The sequence below is a fragment of the Bacillus sp. FJAT-26390 genome (genome assembly GCF_001682865.1).
GTDB lineage: Bacteria > Bacillota > Bacilli > Paenibacillales > Paenibacillaceae > Pristimantibacillus.
In genome coordinates this window covers 1-1551 of record NZ_MAQX01000015.1, presented here as the reverse complement: position 1 = coordinate 1551, position 1551 = coordinate 1, and the positions used below count along the sequence as shown (strand labels likewise).

General features: G+C 36.4%; 2 protein-coding genes. Both read right to left on the bottom strand.

The window, feature by feature from the left end:
- Nucleotides 1–96: 96 nt before the first annotated feature.
- Complete coding sequence (locus A7975_RS17190; protein ID WP_053377274.1) at nt 97–480, bottom strand: retropepsin-like aspartic protease; 384 nt, start codon at nt 478–480, stop codon at nt 97–99.
- A complete protein-coding gene (locus tag A7975_RS17185; RefSeq protein ID WP_065385466.1) occupies nt 477–725 on the bottom strand; it encodes a hypothetical protein in 249 nt (82 codons plus the stop codon). The genes A7975_RS17190 and A7975_RS17185 overlap by 4 nt, the downstream gene beginning before the upstream one ends.
- Between the last annotated feature and the right edge of the window lie 826 nt (nt 726–1551).

Below are 1551 nucleotides of genomic sequence, written 5' to 3'. Positions count from 1 at the left end.
TTACGTTCAGCTTTTGCATGACATTAGAAATATGATTTAGAGTACACTGGGATATTACAAGGAAGGCAGCCAGCTCATGATAAGAAAAACTATCTGTCAGCGGGAAATAGGCGTGTAGAGTTCAAGTTTATCCATATCCACAATAAAACCATGTGTTTTTAGAATATCCAGTCCGAGCAGTCCCTTATGCGACTTGGGAAGCATGCCAACATCGACCTCTATTTTCTCTGCTTTTAGCTTATCAAGCTGGATGTAGTCCATAACTTTCGTATAAAAAGGAACGGTACCACCGATGCCATACGCTTCATAAACGGGATCCCCATTTTCATACGTTACTCCAATAGCTTCCAAAGTATCAGGGTTAAAAACAGTATGTGTAGAGCCTGTATCAATAATAATATCGGTAACCTGCAACGTTTTCCCACGATAACAAAGAGTGATTGCAGCAGTCAGGAGCTGTCCGTCATAATTCATCTTCATGAGCCGCGTCTCACTCTCAATAGCGGATCCTTACGCAAATGGATAATACAGTCCTCATTGGAAGTGTGATAAACAATACTACCTGGCTCGGCACTAAAAAATGCCTTGTTTGCATCTAATGCGGGAACTGCTCGTATTGGGGCAACTTCCGTCACGATTTTTTTATCTTCTTGCTCGGTATAATCGAGTATGGAAATCAAAACAAATTGGTCAGGGAACAACTCTCTGACTTGTTTCCATTTCATCGTTATATCACTCCTACTGTCTACTGTCATTCATGTCTTTATTTTACCATAAAAATTCATTTCGCATTGGTAATACCGATAAATGATTTATCGGGAAGTCTACTTTAATTATAAAATACATCGACTGAGAGGAATTGCTTATAATTGGAATCAATTATCTGGACCGAAAAAAATATTTAAATCTTATTTCATTTATTGAGCTAAATCGAAATCCAATCGATTTCAATAATAGGCTGTATTTTTATTATGCTTTTGTGTATCTGTTCATAACCATATTAACCATAGTACCACTAGGGTTTTTCTGTTTCTCGGAAGAAAACTTCTTCAAAGAAGCAGAACCAGAAAATTATTTATTATTGCTTCTATCGTCGAGTTGTTTTAGGTTTCATATTCTTTTGGGGATTATTAAAATATATTGTTCCATTGTTGCCTTATTATTTGTTCTACGCTTCAAAAAATTCTTCTTGGTGGGAGGTACTTATCAACTACCTAGCTTTCTCAAAAGAGTTACATTCGAGTGTATCAGGAAAAGAACTATGTTGTAATACGTGATAATCAAAACAATATACACAACATTTTCACTGACCAAATTACCTTAAAACAATACGTCTCCAACCCAAGTAATGTGGATCAGCGTCACTTTGGCATAGCTAATGAGAGAGGTCTGGAAGAAACTCTTCAACATCCCCAGTAATTGATCTTGTTTTTCTACTATTACAAGCTATTCTTTCTGACGTTTTGTTTCCTTCTTACGGTCGCTAACCTTCAATGTTTGTCACCATTTGTAAGGATAAGCATATAAAAAAAATAAGACAGCATATCGCTA